This window comes from Hydrococcus rivularis NIES-593, from assembly GCF_001904635.1.
Lineage (GTDB): Bacteria > Cyanobacteriota > Cyanobacteriia > Cyanobacteriales > Microcystaceae > Hydrococcus > Hydrococcus rivularis.
The window spans coordinates 318,108-335,983 of record NZ_MRCB01000002.1 but is presented as its reverse complement, the minus strand read 5'-3'; the positions used below and the strand labels follow the sequence as shown (position 1 = coordinate 335,983).

Genomic DNA, 17,876 nt, shown 5'->3' with positions numbered 1-17,876 from the left:
TTTTTAAAAACTGAATCATGGATACTTCTAAATTTGTAGAATTTTTTGATTGTTGCGTGGGCAGTTGGGCGACGGAACGAACGTATCACTATTTAACCCACAATGAAGTCGAGCGATCGCGAACAGAATTTACTATCACTCCTCTAACTTCCGATCTAAAAGCTAAAGTTATGTCAGATAATCAATATGCTCTACTATCAAATTTAGAAAATCTTCCAGGATTTAGCTTAGGATTTTATACAATTTCTGAAAAGGGCGAAGAAGTCTCCCAACAACTCAATCTTTTATTCGTTCCCAAACAAGAAGTTGATGCTTTTTTAGAAGGGGATTATCTGCGCGATCGCGCCTATGAAGAAGCAAAACCAATTATTTCTCATTTTCGCTTCGATTCTCAAACCAGAGAATTATTAATGACGACTCATTACACTCGCGTTGTCTCCGTCGATTCGATTACATTAGTTAATCCCAGTTTACGCATTAGAAAAATAATCAACTATCAACGTCCGCCAGAAGGACAGCCACTCGAACAAGTCGCTTTAGTTGGATTTGGCGTAGAACAAAAAGTTAGCTAAAATTGAGCTCTTGTGAGATCTTGCGCCAGTCTCAACAGTCCGACCCTCGATGTTCTATCGCTGTCTCATATTTAAAGTCATCTTTATACGACTAGAGAAGTGTTTCAGTCCATTTTAATGGACTTGATATATAAGCTTGGAAATTGATTTCCAGGCACTGGCACCGGTTGCGAAGAGTGCAAAAACTTAGTTACAAGCTATTTTATGCGTTTTAGCCGCGTCAACGCGAAACGATCCAAATCAATTTTGGATTTTAAAAGACTTTTATCAGGCGATCGCAGTTTGATTTATGTTAATAAATTGCTCGCATGCGGTCGCCTAAACTCGATCGACTACCGCAGACAAAACTACGCTAGCCATTGAATTTGTACTCAGATTTCTGGTTTATCAAACTATTCAAATCTTTATATTTGGTAAATTCTTAAAATATCTGGAATGAAATATGTGCGATCGCATTACTTTGTATTACCATCATCAAACTAAACGACCATCTTCCATGTAAATAATGCGATCGGCGACATCGAGAATGCGATTGTCGTGAGTCACCAGTAAAATAGTACAGCCTTGCTCTTTCGCTAATTTCTGCATCAATTCCACCACATCTCGACCGGATTTTTTATCGAGTGCGGCGGTGGGTTCATCTGCTAAGACAATTTTAGGATGACTGACTAAAGCACGCGCGATCGCAACTCGTTGTTTCTGTCCGCCAGATAAATTCTCTGGATAATAATCGACGCGATTTCCTAACCCGACGGATTCTAACATCGCGATCGCTTTGGCATCAATCTTTTCATCGAGAAAATTCTCGTGTAATTCCAAAGACATCTTCACATTTTGCTTTGCACTCAAGAAAGTCATTAGATTATTTGCCTGAAAAATATAGCCAATTCGTTTGCGAACTTGCGTTAACTGTTGCTTGCTTGCACCGCATATTTCCTGTCCTAATATTTTTAGGCTACCTTCATGGGCAGAACGCAAGCCTCCTAATAAGGTTAATAGAGTTGTTTTACCAGATCCAGAAGGTCCCGTCATAATGACGATTTCGCCGAAGTCGAGATCTAAATTAATATCGTATAAAGCTTGTTTGCGAAGCGCACCTTGACCGAAGTAATGATTGAGGTTGCGGGCAGAAATAATGGGACTGAGTATAGTTTGGGTCATGATTGATTTGGGATTTTGGATTGATAATTCAGCTAAAATATTGAGTAACTAAAAAATATCTGCGGGATCGGCAGATTGTAATTTCCGCATCGCGATCGCGCCCGATATAAAACACATCAAAACTGTCAGAATAAACACAGTAATAGCCCGACTGGTTTTCATAGCGATGGGAAGCATGGTGGCGGCATAGGTTAGCTGATACAGTCCGAGCGATAGAATAAATCCCGGAATGTAACCCAGTACCGCCAGAATTAAAGCCTCTTGCATGAGAACTGTCAGTAAATAGCGATCGCTATATCCCATTGCTTTGAGCGTCGCGTATTCCGGTAGATGATCGGATACGTCGGAGTAGAGGATCTGATAGACGATGACGATCCCGACGATGAAACCCATAATTACCCCCAGTCCAAAGATAAAGCCGATGCCCGTACTGCCTGCCCAGTATTGTTGCTCGATTTGGGCAAATTCTTCTGTAGTCAGGACTAGAACGTCGTCGGGCAAACCCGCGTCGAGTTGCGATCGCACTGTCTCGACATCTGCACCCGGTTTGAGCGCAATCAAACCAATATCTATCTGATTGGGTTGGCGATTGGGGAATAGGTGCAGAAAGGTAGATTCGCTAGCAATGACGTTGCCATCAGCAGCAAAGGATGCCCCATTGGCAAACAAACCTGTCACCGCGATCGCTTTGTTGTTTATTTCTGTCTCAAGGGTACCCGTCCTGTTAAAAATATCCGCGATCGCGCCGTATTCTGGACGACCCGATCGATCGAATAGCACCCGATTGAGCTGCTTTAGTTGCTCTCGGTTTTGGTGGCTTTCTAGAAACTTAAATGTCGGTTTGGCTGGATCGATTCCCCACACGAGAATAGTCCGCTCTAGACGAGTTTCAGGATTGCGCCACTGCCCGGAGGCAAAGTATACGGGACTGACGGATTCGACTCCTTCATACGCCAATGTTTGATAAAGACGCTCTCTCGGAAAGCTTTTGACCGAGAACAGGGTTTGCAGTTGCGGATCGATTAAGACTAAATCTGCCTCTAAATTGCGATGGGGTTTGACGGCTGCATCATAGAGCGCATCTTGAAATGCTAATTGAATAAACATGAGAATGTCTGCAAAGGCAATTCCTGCTAAAGCGACGAAAAAGCGCGTTTTTTCTTTCTTTAGCTGGAGCCAAGCTAGGGGGGTTTTGCGCAAGCGTTTGAGAATCATTAATGAATCAACTTAATATCGAATGTTCGTTATAAATAAGATCGTAATGAAGTACTATCATAAACACAAGTTATTCATTATGATAAAAATTTTTTTAATCCTGGACTGTACAGGACACATGAAAATGAAGGTGCAAGATCTTAGTTGAAACTTATACCAATTTTCAGGTTTTCGCGATCGACATCTTTTTCCCTCTCCCAGTTTGAGAGAGGGGTTGGGGGTGGGGGCAATCGACCATCTCTGTCATTAATGAATGAAAAATGGTATTACCTCTTGCATCAGTTGCATCAACCGCCGGGAAATAAATTCCCTTATGCAGTCGTCTTTAGACGACTTGAAATATAAGGTAGCGATTTCAATCGCTGACTTGAGAGTGGTACAAACTTATCGATCGCACTGCCAGCGGGAGGTAAATAAGCAAACAGCAACCTCAAGGAGATATTCAATCGGCTTAAACATCAAAATCGTAACGGCTACGCTGAAAATATTAGGGTCGTAAATGGCATAAAACTCCAAGTCTTCTAAAGCAATCTCGTGTAATATCATCAGCGTACTGATATAAGAATTGGGAGCGATCGCCCAGCGAAGCTTCCATTTCGTCAATCGCAGCCAAATGCGCGAAGTTTTAGACAATAGGTTGCTTTTCATTTCTTCCTTCTAGTTCCAGCCGCTATTAACTACATCTCTTGTGCTAAAGTTCCCGCTCGCATCATACCATTTTAGATTTTGGATTGAGAAAGACTGAGTCATGAAAAAATTCTGCCCAATGAAATATCTATGGAATTTGGGTAAAGCGCGATCGCGTTTCCGTCAGAGTAAATTTCAACTATTCTCTTGGGAACGAGATCGTCTTCTGTAAGAGTCCTTCGAATCGCTGAGTTTTAATATATCGAACATTTGTTATAAAATCAAGTAAAGCGATCGCACTCTTGAAAAATATTGATAGGCTCGTTTAGTAGAATACCGTTGCTAAGGCAAGAAATCTTTGATGCAAACCACTGGAATCCATCACGTGGCGATTATTGGCTCCAACTATGAGCGATCGAAAAAATTTTATGTAGTTTTTATTCGGGGCAGGGGAAAAGGGGAAAGGGGAAAAATCCAGTTTTCCCTTTTCCCTTCATTGCAATTAAATGTTCTGATTGAAAACAACAGATCTATTTAATGCGCTTACCCGCGCGATCGCGATAAACTACACGCGCAGGCTGGAAACTTCAGCACACTCATAGGCTGTAGACACCATTGCCGCCATTAACTGTTCGGGCAAAACGGGGAAAGGCAGGCGATGAATGTCAGAACCGGGACGGCAAGCGATTTCTGCCGCATGACGCAGTTCGGCTAAAGTAATATTTTTCAGCCCTAGATCTTCTAACGTCTTGGGCAAACCGATCTCGTTATAGAATTTCAATAACTGCTGTCGGGCGGAGACGGCAAGTTGATTTCCCTGAATCATTTCTTCAAGCCGCAATTGCACTAAAATACCGTAGGCGACTTTTTCTCCGTGTAAAGCATGGTGATCGGCTCGAATATGGGTCAAGCCATTGTGAACGGCATGGGCAGCCACCGTGCGGCAATTTGCCCCGCCCAATCCGCCGATGACTCCTGCGAGTAAAACGGTTGCATCGACCACTTCTCGCCACTCTTCGCCGCCTGGAGATTCTAGGGCAGCAGAGGATTTTTGCAAGAGGACATCGCGTAAAACTCTTGCCTGTTGTACCGCAGCAATAGTAAGAGTCGCCGTTGAAGTACCACTGCTAACCGAGGCTTCGTACCACTTGGCGATCGCGTCTCCAATTCCTGCTACAAGCGTCCGTTGCGGCGCAGTTTTAATCAACTCATAATCGAGGATGAGGAGATCGGGACAGCGACTTAAAGGAACATCGTATTGAAATGCCCCTTCATTAGAATAAACGTTAGACAGAGCCGACCAAGCGGCACAAGTCGCCCCAGAGGTAGGAATGGTGACTACGGGCAATTGACACTGATGCGCCAGCAATTTTGCGGTATCTAGGGCTTTTCCGCCACCAACGCCGATAATCAGATCGGCTTGATGCTCTTTGACGGCTTCTCTGAGAGAGGCTAACGAAGTTTCCGAACAGTCGGGACTGTAGGTTGCCTGAGAAGCGTTCAGTTTAGATTGTTTGAAGAGGGGTTGGAGATAAGGTTTGACGATCCCTAAAGTCTGGTTGCCGCCGACAACTAAGGGACGCTTTCCCAAACGGGCGATCGCTTCTGCGGCAGATTGAAGAGAATTTTCGCCCCGCAGGACTTGAGTGGGGGCGACAAGCATGGAAATGAGCGAAGTGGCAGCGTGACTAGACAATTTTGTAACGTTCTATCTCATTAATATGGATGTATTTTTCTCTATGTTAGCCTCTGCTGTTCTTTTATCGTTATCCCTTGGCGTTCATTTCCAATTTAGCGAGACTTTCGGGGAAGATTTCGATTTGCATTTGGTCATCGTCTCGTTTAGCAAGCGATCGCTTGACTTGTCCCACATACACGGGTACTGATACTCCCGATTCTGGATGCAGCAAGACGCGCGCCCGAATGGTTAATTGATTTTCGCCGCCAATGCTGTTTCTGCCATAGGAAAATAAATCGTCAGCAGCTTGCCGCAGCGTTGCCTCCAATTCCGATTCGGTTATTTTCGGCGGCACGGCGATTACTGCCTGGGTTGCCCCGTTATCATAAACCAGAGCAAAACGAACAGCACCGGGGACAACCGTGCGAGTAAATAATCCCAGTCCCAGAGCAAATATTCCTGCTGTCAGAACTGCCATAAAACTCGTTACCCCGACCAAGCGAAAGCGAATGCCCCACCCGAAGATAAACCCCAAAATTGTGAGGACGAGACATACTAAAGTCAAGATTCCCGACCATTGAGTATAAGTAGAAAAATCAAGCGATGACGTATCCATTGCCAATAATCTCAAATAATTCGTAGCCAATCGTACCCTATACAATCTTAAATATTTTGATATTAGAAAGCTTGAGCCTCTCAATTTTTTTTTAGTAGGCTCAAGCTATTTTCCTGAGATCGCCAATTAAAAAGAAATTAGGAAAAAACTTTTCTTTTGCTAGTTCCAATTGCCAATCATGGTAAAAGAAGCCCAATAGTAAGGATGAGATAGCTCTAAAGTTCCCTTGGGAAACTCCGGCGGAAGCTGGATACTTTCTCCGTTGGCCAGCATCATCTTTCCATTGTCTACTCGTACTTGCCCTTTGAGCATTGCTAATTGAGCTTGTCGCAAAGCCTCTGCCTTATTAGCAAATTCGTCATACTCTTGATAAAACTGACCCATCAAGCCCAGAGTTCCCAAGTCGCTGACATTCCAAAGACTGGCGAGTACCGACTTGACTCCAGCTGCAACGGCTAACCCAGCGAATCCCAATTCTGCCTGGCGATCGCCTAAAGCTGTTTGACAAGCGCTCAACACCAGTAATTCTACCGGATAATTTTTAGACGAACTCCAGCCCAGTTCGTCGCTGAGTTGTACGAGTTGACTCATGCTGAGTCGGCTATCAAAGAATTGAATGTAAGATCGATCTCGATCGCCTGGTTGAAATTCTGCGTGAGTTCCCAGATGGATGATAGAAAACCGTTCTTTGAGGTTCTCGTTTTTGAAGTTGGCGATCGTAAAATCTTGATTGAGGAACTTCTCTCCGCGACGAGGATTTTCGATAACGGTTTGTAGTTCGACTGGCACTGCTGGTAGAGGAACTTTATCGGTAAATTCTGAAGCCCCCATAGCTAGAATAGGGCTTCTTCTTACATCGACATACCCAATGTCGGTAAGACCAAAACTGGGAACTATAGCTAAAGCGTACTTCTCAACTAAATACTGTTGACCGTCGTTAAGAGCTGCGATCGGTAATCCTCTCAGACCATCATCCAATGCGAACACCAAAATATCAATCCCATTGGCTTTTAACTGGTCTTCTATAGGTGCGATAATCCACTGGTATAACTGCTGAGAATATTGTAAATATTCTTGTTCTCCTACCTTGAATTCATCGCTGATATTTTCCTGAAACTTTTTGACAGTTTCTAATAATTTAGCTCGCGGGATCGATGTTTTATGCAGCATGGTAAACTCATTTTGCTGGGCGAGCTTATCTTTTTGGTTTTGCTCTTTAGAACCATGAATTTGACTGCTAGCACCAGAGCGATCGGAAACCTGGGAAGGACTTGGCAAAACTGAAAAAGTAATGATTTCTTCATCAACAGCAGATACATAAATCACTGCGGATTTTTTCCCAGTGACTTGACTGAGATTGGATAAACTAGCAGAAATCTTTTCAGGAGGAGGATTGTCCCCATACAGTTCTATGCCTAAGTAATTCTGAATTTCTACTGCTTGAAACTCTTCCTGAAGCTGCACTGCTTGCACGGGATCTGCTTGTTGAAGCTGACTGTCATACGCACTTCTATCTACAGCGACAGCAGGTTGTCGTGGCTGAGTCTCTTTATCGGTTTTCTCTTCCTTTTGTTCTTCCCGTTCGGCTCGTTCTCGTTCTTCTCGTTCTTGTTGGGTTCGTTCTCTTTCAGCTTGTTCTCGTTTGGCTTCCTCTTGCTCTCGCGAAGCTTCCTGTCGGTCAGTTCTTTCTCGTTCCGTTGCCTGTCGATTCTGGTCTTCCGATTCAGTTGCCCGTTGCGTCTTATCTTCCGACCCAGCGTTGCGAGAATTAGCTCCCGTCCGATTGCCGCCTTCTGCGTTTCGGTTGTTAGAAGTATTAGTCCCCGTGCGGTTGCCCCCTGTTTGGTTATTGTTGCCGGAATTGGTATTCCCGCTCTGATTTTCCGATTCAGTTGCCCGTTGCGTCTTATCTTCCGACCCAGCGTTGCGAGAATTAGCTCCCGTCCGATTGCCGCCTTCTGCGTTTCGGTTGTCAGAAGTATTAGTCCCCGTGCGGTTGCCCCCTGCTTGGTTATTGCTGCCGGAGTTAGTAGTTCCACCGGAGTTAGTATTGCCCCCTGCTTGGTTATTGCTGCTAGAATTGGTATTGCCAGTACCCGAACTGATGTTGCCGGTTCCACCACCGGAGTTGGTATTCCCACCAGAGGAGTTAGTATTCCCCCCTGCTTGATTATCGCTGCCTGAGTTGGTATTCCCACCGGAGGAGTTAGTATTCTCCCCTGCTTGATTATCGCTGCCTGAGTTGGTATTCCCACCGGAGGAGTTAGTATTCTCCCCTGCTTGATTATCGCTGCCTGAGTTGGTATTCCCACCGGAGTTGGTATTGCCGCCAGAGTTATTGTTACCGCCCCCTGGGGTAGTATCCCCAGGAATAGGATTGGGTCCGGTAACATCTGACATATTGCCAGTCTGAGTATTACCGGGAGTGGTAAGCATCAGAAATAGACTGACAAATAAACTGATTTTGAACCAAGATTGAAAGATTTTCATATTCTTATCATCAAAATCTTAATTAATTGTTAAATCAATTAAAATGAAAAGCCGTAACCAACGCCAATAAGAAATCGAACGCCATCTCCAGCTGTCCCAGTCACATCGGTAACTGCTGGAACAACTACTAGAGGGAGATCTCGAAAAGGAACCCATGAAATTCCTATCGTTAAATCTTGACCAGTCCATTCAGTAATTAAACTCATTGGTTCGAGAACTCTTACGGCTACGCTGCCAAATAATCCCACAGATTCAACTCCTTCATTAATATCAGACTCCGAGCGAAATTGTCCTCCCCCAATTCCTAAAGAAGTGTAAATTTCGCTAAACGGTTCTCTGACATCTCGCTTGAGGGCGAATCTTCTACTGACAACGCCATAAACAGATGAACCTCCGTCGGTTACTCCAAAAGTTACTCCACCTTGTACGCCTATGGCGAGACTGAAATCGTATGGTAAACGTCGATGGACTTTAAAACTTATACTTCCATCTCTGAAAGGATCGCTGACATCTACTAAGGCAAGACCGACTTGAATGCCCACAAGGTTTTGAGCGTCGCCTAAACCAAAACCTAATCCAACTACCGCATCGCTGGTTTCTGTAAAACGAGTTCTCTGTTGAAAACCGATTCCGATCCCCGCCGTTCCCCAATCAGCTCCATAACCAGAAGGGGTTATGATGGAAATGCTAGGAGCGGCTTTATAGGGAGCCGATCTAGCTTCCTGTTGCTCTATCTGTTCAAGTCCAGGAATATTTAAAGGCACTTTTTGGGGTTTAAATTCCTCTTCTCCGCCAACGGGCGCGCGGCGCAAGTTAGGGGGTTCTATCGTTGTATTTTGTGAGAATGGCGTGTTAGACTGAGAAATTGGCAGCGAAAAAAAGTTTGAGTCTTCAAGAAAACTTCCAGTCCGTGCTGGAGGATTTATATTTTGAATCGATCGCATTGAAATGGAATCTTGCTCTTCCATGCTTCGGGCAATCTGCGTAGTACCTTGTAATAAAGTAGCAGTTAGTAAAGAAACAAAAGATAGCCAGTAGATGGACTTAGCAAGCATTTTTCAAAGTTTAAGGAGATAAATTCCAAATTTTTAGCTCAATCATTCCATCTTTTCACAGATAGCAACTTTTGACGAGACCAATGTAGCTTTAGAAAATCCACCATCTAGGCGTATAACTTCCTCCTGGAAGGCTGATAACCTTTCCTCTGGAGCGAGGACATTGTAAAGGTTGAATTCCCTCCATTAAACATCTAGGGGATTGATAGCTACTGTTTAAGCTAAATAAATAGACGCTACTGCTTGCATTGCAGTCTTCCCCTTCTTTTGAGACCATGCAGACTTTCCACATTTCATCTGTCCAATTGCTTGCCAAGAGGTACTCTTGTTGCTCGTTGTATTTACTTTGTAGTTTTTGAGCGGCTTGTTGACAAAGTGCTGCTGCCGAATCGCCTGGAAGTAAATATTCAGAATACCAACTCATTAAGGGTTGAAGCTCAACCTTTCCTGGAATGTAAGCATAGGTAGTTGGCGGAGCTACATCTGAAGCACAGACAAAAGTCATTTCAGGTTGCGAGTTAGGCTGAGGGGTTTCCTGAGAGAGAGTTTTGGCTGGTCTCAAACTGAGCGTCGTTAATAAAACTGTCCCTAGAAAAATAGATGCAATTAACTTCCATTTCATATGAGTTTACTCCTCTTTTCTTTAGATTAGGTATTCTATTGGCTCTTCGCTCTCAAAAGTTCTGAAAAGTACTCTTTTGAGAGAGCTTAAAAAAGAACTTGAGAGCTTTAATTGCCTACTATAATAAAAGGCGAGGCATCAAAGTACGCTAGCAAAGATAGCAAAATATATTACAGGGCGATTGGGTTAGTTTTGGTTAATTCCCCCAATCTCGCGATTCGAGGGCGAGCGTTATCCTAGTCAAAATAGAATAAGGTAACTAGCTTGCGTTGTTCTTCTGCTTCTTGGCAAGTTTTCAGCAACGTCTCGCTATCGTGAAAGGCAAAGCAAATAAGCTGTTGACAGCGAGAGATAATGTCTCGATTACATATAGCACTGGCTTCAGCCAGAGACAAGCGATCGTTTTCTGGGCATTGTACTAGGTGAATAACTTGCCTGAGTTGTTCCTGCGATTCTCGTGGCTGGCGTTCGAGACTTTGAGGCAGAATTACGGTTAAAAGATTGGGATCGGCTCGCATGGCACCTTTAATAGCGGCTGCATTCGTTCCCGTGGCACCAGAGGTCATTAGGCGATTGCCGCCCAACACGAGAGCGTAGCTCATCATTTCGATCAACTGCTGGTGAGTTAGGGGAACATGGCGCGAGCCTAAAATAGCAATGCGCTTGGAGCCAGTTTGCTGAATGGCTGCTAGTTCTTGCGCTAATGTATCAGGGGGAAGAATATCTACTGGTTGGCTCAAAGATTTTAACTAAACATAGGCTGAATGACCGCATGCTATTGTAGCAAACCCTGCTCGATCGCGCGATCTTTAGAGACAGTTTTTAAAGTGAAGCGCTCTGTTTTGAAATTAACTAAAAAATTTGTCCCTATAAGTAGTTATTGTGTTATAATAACAAATTGTGCGGACGTATAGCTCAGTTGGTTAGAGCGCTACGTTGACATCGTAGAGGTCACTGGTTCGAGTCCAGTTACGTCCATATTTCATACTAAACTGCAATAGAAAAATTCTGTCACTAGATTATTTGTCAATGTCTTGGAGACGAAAGCGATCGCTGCTATCTTACTTAATAAAGCCAATCTGGTTAGATAGAAAATAACCAACCATACACTATCCCATCAAAATAACACGATCGATAACATGAATTACCCCATTATCCGCTTCGATATCCGCAGCAATAACAGTGGCATTTTTTACCTCAAAGCCATCGGAACAATCAATCCGAATGGGCGAACCTTCTACAGAAGTTATCGAATCAACTTTTTCTAAGTCTGCTTTCATTAATTTACCAGGAACGACATGATAGCAGAGGATTCGAGTTAGTTGAGGAATATTTTGTACTAGGGTTTGTATCGTTCCTGGGGGAAGTTTAGCAAAAGCGTCGTCAGTAGGAGCAAAAACGGTAAAGGGTCCGGGACTTTTTAGAGTATCTACTAAATTAGCAGCTTTAACGGCACTAACCAGAGTTTGAAAGTTATCGGCGCTTACTGCAATATCAACAATGTCAGGCATATTGGGGGTATTTTTTGTAAGAATTTCTCTAGCAAAATATTATAGACAGATATTCGCTCGTTTTTTGAAATGAATAAAGTTAATCAGAAAAATAAAATTAGTTTAATTGTTAGGGTAGAAACTGGGGAAGTTGCGATCGCACCAATCGCTTCAGCTAGATGAAATAATGAAACTATCTATGCGATCGCGCTTGGATAATAAATCTGTTGCATCCCGCTTTCGCTGAGTCGAACATAAACTTGTTTGGATGAGAGAAGGGGTTTTAAACATAGGTTAACCATCGAAACAGGGCGATTTAAACGATTGCTCAATTCTTTGATAGTAATTCCTTGAGGATGGGCTAGGATCAGCTCAAGAATTCTTTCAGTCGTAGTAGGTCCTGGCGTGGCACTGATAATTTGTATCGGCAAGGTCTATTTTTTGAGTGCGTTCGCCTCATATGACTTATCGATGCAGAAGATTTGTTCCCTTTTAGTTAATGATTATTAGTTGCAGTTTCTTTTCTTCTCTCGTCTTAGACAACTATTAGAAGACATCCCAAAAGTCCATTTTATTTTGTCATTCTAAGTGTTCCCCAATCGACCAATGCCCGTCTCTCATCTAACTCAAAAGTGCTATCAGACCATCTCTAAAAAAGAACGCTACAGATGTTCAAGGCAAAAGCTTTACACCCAGAGCGATTGAATAATTGCGAACTGATAATTGCGAATTGTGAATTGGGATAAGATGTTTCGCTTCGCGATCGCTACGCTCAACATGACGAAGGGCTTTTCAGGCTCCGCCGCCTCGCGGCGAATTACCTTGCACCTTCTATACTTCTGGGACAACCTGTTAGAATCCCCCGAATTTATTCGGAGGAAGTACCAATGTTTACCGTCCTTCTATACTAACAATCCAAGTGCCTAAATAGAGACGAACGGGAACCTGTCCGGCGGCTTGAGCGTCACACACAAAGTAGTATGTTCCGAAGTCAGGATTTTTAACGTTAGACAAGACAATAGTCGCTTTGGTGCCTGCTTCGATTGGCCGTTCTAGATCGATTTCGAGAACGCGACTCTCTTTATCCCAATAGACTTCTCGCAATGGAACAGACTCCTTATTGACTCGGACTTCAACTTTATCTGTATCAAACTTGCCGTTGAAGTGTTCTGGATAGGAGATGAAGAATTTGCTGGCTCCCTGAGTCAATTTTTTAGCAGGAACGTAAAGCTTATAGCGATCCCACTGGCGAGGGATTCCACCAAAATCTAGATAGTAATTTAGAATGTTTTCGCGCTCGACACCGCTGAAAATTGTTAATCCAGGATTGCCCTGCGCCCAGCCAATCGTTTGCATGCCAGCCAACAAACAACCTGAGACAAATAGGGCAAGGATCGGACGTTTAGCAGATAATTTGATAGCAAACATAGACTTTAATAGGTGATATGGCTGTAAAACTCTTTTTTATGAAACTTTGTCTATAGGATTAACAGTAGCAAATAAAGAGCCTAAATGTCATAAATGGCTAGCCAGCCCAAAAACTGTCCTAGAGCGGGAACGATCGCTAAAGCATTTTAGTCAGATTCCGATTGCAGGGAAAAGCGATCGCCCGCGTCGCCCACCCCACAAAATCCCTTGTTGAAGATCTCTCACAAAGGCGATAATTAACGCGATTAGTTTTGGAAAAAATCGGATCGTGGAGTACGACTTTAAAGCACTGGCGCAACTGTACAAAAACGCACTCCTCAAGGATGTGATTCCATTTTGGGAAAAACACTCGCTCGACTGGGAACGAGGCGGCTATTTCACCTGTTTAGATCGAGAGGGAAACGTTTATGATACCGACAAATTTGTCTGGTTGCAAAACCGTCAGATCTGGATCTTCTCGATGCTTTACAACCAGTTAGAAAAGCGCGAAGACTGGCTCAAAATTGCTGCCATTGGAGCCAATTTTCTGGCTCAACATGGCACAGATGCAGACGGCAACTGGTATTTTGCCCTCGATCGCGCCGGAAATCCGCTAGTGCAGCCCTACAGTATCTTTTCTGATTGCTTTGCTGCCATGGCATTCAGCCAATATGCAATGGCTTCTGGCGAAAGCTGGGCAACAGAGATAGCCTTGCAAGCTTACAATAATGTGTTACGCCGCAAGGATAATCCGAAGGGAAAATACAACAAGATCTATCCCGGCACTCGTCCGATGAAAGCGCTGGCAGTGCCGATGATTTTAGCCAATTTGACGCTGGAAATGGCATGGCTTTTGAGCGAGGAAACCATTGAAAATGTCCTAGATATGACGGTTCGGGAAGTGATGGCAGATTTTTTGGATCGCGATCGAGGACTAATTTATGAAAATGTTGCCCCCGATGGTTCCCACGTCGATTGTTTTGACGGGCGGCTGATTAATCCCGGTCATGGGATTGAAGCGATGTGGTTCGTTATGGATATTGCCAGTCGTCGTCACGACGCCACAACGATAAACCAGGCGGTAGACGCGATGCTTAATACCCTCAATTTTGCTTGGGATGTTGAGTATGGCGGATTATATTATTTTCTGGATGCAGACGGTCATCCGCCACAGCAACTAGAGTGGGATCGAAAACTGTGGTGGGTTCATTTAGAATCCTTGGTAGCACTGGCAATGGGCTATCGCCTGACGGGGCGCGAGGCGTGTTGGGACTGGTATCGAAAGATGCACGATTACGCTTGGTCGCATTTTGCCGATCCAGAATACGGCGAGTGGTTTGGCTACCTCAACCGTCGCGGTGAAGTGCTTTTGAATCTCAAAGGCGGTAAATGGAAGGGCTGCTTCCACGTCCCCCGTGCGTTGTACCTGTGTTGGCAGCAGTTCCAGGCATTGAGCTGACAAAATAGTTCAAAGTTCAAAATGAAGAAGAATTAACTAAAAACAGCCTTAAAAGCTTTTACTTTCAGATCGATTCCGGTAATAGCCGTACCGACAACGACAGCGAAAGCACCCAAATCTAAGGCCTTCTTTGCGTCTTCGGGAGAACTAATTCCTCCCTCGCAAATGACTGGAATCTGTAACTTTTCTACCATCTCCGTTAGGAGCGAGTAACCGGGAGGGGAGAGGTGTTGAGTTTGGGGCGTGTATCCATAAAGCGTTGTGGCGACAAGATCGGCTCCTGCTTGAGCGGATGCGATCGCGCTTTCAATCGTATCGATATCCGCCATAACCAGTTTGTCTAGTCTTGTGTGAATTTTCTCGATAATTTCTGAAACTGTTTCTCTCTCTGGGCGTTCTCTACGGGTAGCATCAATGGCAATGATATCTGCCCCTGCCCGGGCGAGCGCGATCGCTTCTTCAAAACGAGGCGTAATATAAACTTCCGACGTTGGAAACTGTTTTTTCCACAAGCCAATGATAGAAATGTCGGGCATTTGTTGTCGCACTTGCTCGATATGAGCGGGCGTGTCGATTCTTACTCCTGCTGCTCCTTGCATAACGGAAGCTTTTGCCATTGCTGCGATAATTTTCGGGTCGTGTAGGGGAGAATCTATAGGAGCTTGACAGGATACTATTAAGCTATTTTTCAGCGTTTCAATATTCATTGAGACGTTTTAGCAGATTCGCTGGCTACAGTTTCTTCTATCTTCTTCGCTTCTGTTATTTGGGCTTTTAAAGCCATTTCTTTTTCGTTTAAAGTTTTCTGAAGTTCTTGAATTTGTTTATTCTGTTGAGCAATTTGTAGGCTTTTTTTAAAGCTATTGTAACTCGAACCTAATAAGCCAATCAGTACTCCCGAACCTAGAGCGGATAACAACACGATCGCCAAAGAACTTTGAACTTTAAAAAAAAGTAAATCTATCGTGACTGCCTCAGCATTTTGTAGGGCGAATAATACGAAGAAAGTAGCAAGCAATAAAGCTAATATTAGTAAATATTGCATAAAACCAAGAAGAGAGAAACGACCAACCATAAACCACCTATCACTGACTACTAACAATCCCCAATCACAACTTCATTTTATCATTCTCTGAGTTTTGATCGCTTGAGACTAAAGCACTAACCCTTTGTAATAAAAGGTGAGGTTGAATGGGTTTGAGCAAATAATCATCAATACCTTTTCTTGAGAGAGATTGCCAGTCTGTTGAGGTAATTTTATCGCTCAATAAAAGAATTTTAATTGATTTTGTTGTCTGTAATTTTTTGAGAGTTTTACTAATATGATAAACATCGGGGATATTGCGATCGACAATAGCGAGAGAAGGGCACAAAAGTTCGATTTGCCCGATCGCTGTCGTACTGTCAATCAACCAGACAACTTGATAAGTAGCTGCTGTCAGAAGTTCGCACATTAAAGTAGCAACTTCTTCATCTCTTTCGATGAGAACGATACTTTTACTTTCAAAAGTTACCCGTTCCTCTACTTTTGAAGCTGGCGTAGTTTTGAGCTGACGATGAGATTGGTTGGGCAAGCGAACGGTAAACAACGATCCTTTTCCTACTGTTGATTCGACTTCAATCGTTCCTCGATGCAATTCGACTAATTGTTTGGTTAATGCCAATCCCAATCCTGTGCCGCCGTGGGTGCGTTGGCGGGATTTTTCCAACTGTTGAAATTTCTCAAATAATAGCGGTAATTGGTCTTCAGAAATGCCAATTCCCGTATCTTCGACTTGAAAAACAGCGTAGTTATTCTCTTTCCAAACTCTTAGAATAACAGTTCCATCAGCCGGAGTAAATTTGATAGCATTTTTAAGCAAGTGAAAGAGAATTTGTTGAAGGCGATCGGGATCGGCATAAAAGCGATCGTGTCTTGGTTCGACTCGACAATCTAATTCTAAATGAATTTGTTGATTAGTTGCTTCAGTTTGAAGATTTTTAAGCACTTGACGAGACAAATTTTGCAGTGAAAATTCTTTAGTATTTAATAATACTTTTCCTGCCTCTAATTGAGCAAAATCTAAAATTTCGTTAATTAATTCCAGCAATTGTTTGCCGCTGTCTTGAATCATTTGTATATATTGTCGCTGCTTTGCTAGCGAGAGAGCAGAACCTCGATCCGACCAGTGTAATAAAGTTCCCGACAAACCAATAACGCTGGTTAAAGGTGTCCGTAATTCGTGACTCATATTGCCCAAAAATTCGTTTTTGGATTGATGGGCAGATTGAGCGGCTAGCAGAGTATCGCGAAGTTCTTGGGTGCGTTCGATTACCCGTTGTTCAAAAGTATTTTTTTGCTGTTGAACTTCAGCGTATAATTGAGCTTGATAAATCGCAACTGCTAAGTGTTCTCCAATTTGTCCCAAAAAGTTTTTTTCGCTTTCAAACCATTGACGAGTCTCAAAACATTGATGAGCAATCAGTAATCCCCACAGTTTTTCTTCTACGACAATAGGAGCAATTAATTTAGCTTTTACATCGCGTTGTCTGAGTAACTCTACTAAGCAAAAAGATGAAGAATAAGCTTTTTCTACATCTTCGATCGCAACAACCAAACCGCGACGGTATTTTTCTGTGTAACGAGGAATGTAGGTGAAACAATCATCTTCTGCAGTCAGGTTTAAGATAGAAGGAATGCGATCGGATGCTCTGGATTCATAAGTCACCCGTCCCAAACTTTGAGAAGAATGATTCCGTTCGTTCTCAGCAGAACTCTCATTGATAAATTGATAAATAACCAGGCGATCGACCTGAAGAAAACTCCTAACTTCTTTGACGGCAGTTTCTAAAATGACGGGTAACTCTAAGCTTTGACGAATCTGAGTAATAACTTGATTGAGAAGACGCTCTTGTGTAACCTGTTGGCGCAGTGCATCTTCTACGGGTTTGCAAATAGACACGCGAGGATACATCTGCTCCAATCCTCCTAAAGTCTCCGGAGTCAGAATGTCTAATAATTTGAGAGTAAAGTGACATTGGAGATCCGGATTATTAGACGGTTGAGCGATTAAAATTTGTTGCAGGCGATCGCGCAGGCATTGTATTTCTGTTCGTTGTCCGCTTTCTTCGCTAAGTCGATCGACAAAATCTGCGATCGTCCGAGTATCCCAGATAATGCTAATTTGATAAAGCAAATCCTCTGTTCTGAGCGTTCCTATCAAAAGTGCTCTAAATTCTGGAGAAAATAGCAAACAAAAGCGTTCTCGATATTTTTTCTCTGCAAGGCTTGGATTTACGGAAAAAAGGGTTTCTTCTGTCAATAAAATGCTATCTTGTCCCTTCCTCTCTGCCATCTGCTGCCATAAGGAACAGAGTCGCTTATAAGTATCGCTGGACACAGTTCGGCGTAAGATGGAAGTCTGGGAATTATCCATTCCTGCGGTTGGGTCGGTAGGCACTAGGGTTGGCTATATTTAGAATGGCGCGTCATTATTCACTCTAT

At 43.4% G+C, this 17,876-nt stretch carries 17 protein-coding genes, 1 tRNA gene and 1 pseudogene; 4 read left to right on the top strand and 15 right to left on the bottom strand.

The features are described from left to right. Nucleotides 1-17: 17 nt before the first annotated feature. On the top strand, nt 18-572 hold the full coding sequence (locus NIES593_RS03815) for a phycobiliprotein lyase (RefSeq protein ID WP_073598314.1): 555 nt from the start codon (nt 18-20) through the stop codon (nt 570-572). A 474-nt stretch (nt 573-1,046) separates the two neighbouring features. On the opposite strand, the gene NIES593_RS03810 is transcribed toward NIES593_RS03815, so the two are convergent. The 3 genes from NIES593_RS03810 to NIES593_RS03800 all read right to left on the bottom strand — a co-directional run bounded on the left by NIES593_RS03810 (nt 1,047) and on the right by NIES593_RS03800 (nt 3,596). After that, a complete protein-coding gene (locus tag NIES593_RS03810; protein WP_073598313.1) occupies nt 1,047-1,733 on the bottom strand; it encodes a DevA family ABC transporter ATP-binding protein in 687 nt (228 codons plus the stop codon). A gap of 48 nt (nt 1,734-1,781) precedes the next feature. Continuing rightward, nucleotides 1,782-2,948 carry an ABC transporter permease DevC gene (gene devC, locus NIES593_RS03805; protein WP_073598312.1) on the bottom strand — a complete coding sequence of 389 codons (1,167 nt, stop codon included), beginning with the start codon at nt 2,946-2,948 and terminating at the stop codon, nt 1,782-1,784. A 384-nt stretch (nt 2,949-3,332) separates the two neighbouring features. After that, nucleotides 3,333-3,596, bottom strand: coding sequence for a hypothetical protein (locus tag NIES593_RS03800; protein ID WP_073598311.1), 264 nt, complete (start codon nt 3,594-3,596; stop codon nt 3,333-3,335). Between the two features lie 340 nt (nt 3,597-3,936). On the opposite strand from NIES593_RS03800, the pseudogene NIES593_RS25735 reads away from it, so the two are divergent. Next, nucleotides 3,937-4,008 (top strand): annotated as a pseudogene (locus NIES593_RS25735) (VOC family protein); the annotation flags it as partial. 132 nt (nt 4,009-4,140) lie between these two features. Here the strand turns inward: NIES593_RS25735 and NIES593_RS03795 are convergent. From NIES593_RS03795 to NIES593_RS03770, 6 genes are all read right to left on the bottom strand, one after another. Next, nucleotides 4,141-5,238, bottom strand: coding sequence for an iron-containing alcohol dehydrogenase family protein (locus NIES593_RS03795; protein WP_073598310.1), 1,098 nt, complete (start codon nt 5,236-5,238; stop codon nt 4,141-4,143). Nucleotides 5,239-5,341: 103 nt separating this feature from the next. After that, on the bottom strand, nt 5,342-5,869 hold the full coding sequence (locus NIES593_RS03790) for a Ycf51 family protein (RefSeq protein WP_073598309.1): 528 nt from the start codon (nt 5,867-5,869) through the stop codon (nt 5,342-5,344). A gap of 159 nt (nt 5,870-6,028) precedes the next feature. Continuing rightward, nucleotides 6,029-8,359 carry a CHAT domain-containing protein gene (locus tag NIES593_RS03785; protein ID WP_073598308.1) on the bottom strand — a complete coding sequence of 777 codons (2,331 nt, stop codon included), beginning with the start codon at nt 8,357-8,359 and terminating at the stop codon, nt 6,029-6,031. 38 nt (nt 8,360-8,397) lie between these two features. After that, the gene (locus NIES593_RS03780) at nt 8,398-9,414 is read right to left on the bottom strand and encodes a hypothetical protein (RefSeq protein ID WP_073598307.1); all 1,017 of its coding nucleotides are present in this window, start codon (nt 9,412-9,414) and stop codon (nt 8,398-8,400) included. A gap of 91 nt (nt 9,415-9,505) precedes the next feature. Beyond that, nucleotides 9,506-10,036: a COP23 domain-containing protein gene (locus NIES593_RS03775; protein ID WP_073598306.1), complete on the bottom strand. Its 531-nt coding sequence runs from the start codon at nt 10,034-10,036 to the stop codon at nt 9,506-9,508. Between the two features lie 236 nt (nt 10,037-10,272). Further along, the gene (locus NIES593_RS03770; RefSeq protein ID WP_015144910.1) at nt 10,273-10,776 is read right to left on the bottom strand and encodes a hypothetical protein; all 504 of its coding nucleotides are present in this window, start codon (nt 10,774-10,776) and stop codon (nt 10,273-10,275) included. Between the two features lie 164 nt (nt 10,777-10,940). Between NIES593_RS03770 and NIES593_RS03765 the strand changes: the two genes are divergently transcribed. Beyond that, a tRNA-Val gene (locus NIES593_RS03765) sits at nt 10,941-11,014 on the top strand. Nucleotides 11,015-11,145: 131 nt separating this feature from the next. On the opposite strand, the gene NIES593_RS03760 is transcribed toward NIES593_RS03765, so the two are convergent. From NIES593_RS03760 to NIES593_RS03750, 3 genes are all read right to left on the bottom strand, one after another. Continuing rightward, on the bottom strand, nt 11,146-11,547 hold the full coding sequence (locus tag NIES593_RS03760) for a fasciclin domain-containing protein (protein ID WP_073598305.1): 402 nt from the start codon (nt 11,545-11,547) through the stop codon (nt 11,146-11,148). A 176-nt stretch (nt 11,548-11,723) separates the two neighbouring features. Next, complete coding sequence (locus tag NIES593_RS03755; RefSeq protein WP_073598304.1) at nt 11,724-11,957, bottom strand: winged helix-turn-helix domain-containing protein; 234 nt, start codon at nt 11,955-11,957, stop codon at nt 11,724-11,726. 460 nt (nt 11,958-12,417) lie between these two features. Then, entirely contained in the window at nt 12,418-12,954 is a 537-nt protein-coding gene (locus NIES593_RS03750; protein ID WP_073598303.1) for a DUF2808 domain-containing protein, read from the bottom strand. Nucleotides 12,955-13,222: 268 nt separating this feature from the next. Here NIES593_RS03750 and NIES593_RS03745 point away from each other — a divergent pair, with 268 nt between their 5' ends. After that, nucleotides 13,223-14,392: a n-acyl-d-glucosamine 2-epimerase gene (locus tag NIES593_RS03745; protein WP_073598302.1), complete on the top strand. Its 1,170-nt coding sequence runs from the start codon at nt 13,223-13,225 to the stop codon at nt 14,390-14,392. Nucleotides 14,393-14,424: 32 nt separating this feature from the next. Here the strand turns inward: NIES593_RS03745 and NIES593_RS03740 are convergent, their stop codons facing one another. The 3 genes from NIES593_RS03740 to NIES593_RS03730 all read right to left on the bottom strand — a co-directional run bounded on the left by NIES593_RS03740 (nt 14,425) and on the right by NIES593_RS03730 (nt 17,808). Further along, complete coding sequence (locus NIES593_RS03740) at nt 14,425-15,099, bottom strand: N-acetylmannosamine-6-phosphate 2-epimerase (protein ID WP_073598301.1); 675 nt, start codon at nt 15,097-15,099, stop codon at nt 14,425-14,427. Further along, nucleotides 15,096-15,437 carry a LapA family protein gene (locus NIES593_RS03735; protein WP_175561021.1) on the bottom strand — a complete coding sequence of 114 codons (342 nt, stop codon included), beginning with the start codon at nt 15,435-15,437 and terminating at the stop codon, nt 15,096-15,098. The genes NIES593_RS03740 and NIES593_RS03735 overlap by 4 nt, the downstream gene beginning before the upstream one ends. 64 nt (nt 15,438-15,501) lie before the next feature. Continuing rightward, nucleotides 15,502-17,808 carry a hybrid sensor histidine kinase/response regulator gene (locus tag NIES593_RS03730; protein WP_073598299.1) on the bottom strand — a complete coding sequence of 769 codons (2,307 nt, stop codon included), beginning with the start codon at nt 17,806-17,808 and terminating at the stop codon, nt 15,502-15,504. Nucleotides 17,809-17,876 lie beyond the last annotated feature (68 nt).